A 500-nucleotide genomic window follows, 5' to 3' on the forward strand; every position below is an offset into this window, starting at 1 on the left:
AACCAGACGTACCAATTACGGCTTAAGGTCTTTAGTGGATGAGAAACGTATTAAGGGAGCGTGCTGTTCATCCATCGTCGGCGTCGTTAAAGATACTTACCGCAACCGTCTCAAGATTGTGGGGACTAAAAATATCTTCCTCGACCCAAGCCTTGGCGCTCGCTGGGATCGCAAGTGCAGCCGCTAACGCGAATGGTATTATTCTAAGCATAACCCGTGCCCTCACTATATTTGACCGTCATATAAGCCTGATGAGTTCAAGCGGCGTGCGAGTTGATGCCAATTTTTCAGACAATTGGCAGCTTTCCGGCGCAAATCCTTAAACCCGTGCCACCAACTGGATAGAGGGGACAAAATTGGCAGCACGGGCCGTTCCGCAAGTGATGTAATAGAAATACGTAAAAGCGGACAGCACAGACGTGCGGCGGACTGTCACTACCAAAACTAAGCCCCGCGCCGCCCGGGGATGGACGATAAACAGACAATAGACGGACGCGGGG

At 51.2% G+C, this 500-nt stretch carries 2 protein-coding genes; one reads left to right on the top strand and one right to left on the bottom strand.

Annotated features, from left to right (window positions below):
• The coding region (locus tag ACR0KS_RS20435; RefSeq protein ID WP_480693341.1) for a hypothetical protein at positions 1-187 on the top strand (187 nt) is incomplete at its 5' end.
• A 132-nt stretch (positions 188-319) separates the two neighbouring features.
• Here the strand turns inward: ACR0KS_RS20435 and ACR0KS_RS20440 are convergent.
• On the bottom strand, positions 320-500 hold a 181-nt coding region (locus tag ACR0KS_RS20440), incomplete at its 5' end, for a hypothetical protein (RefSeq protein WP_480693342.1).

This window comes from Ruegeria sp. BC7, assembly GCF_056539165.1.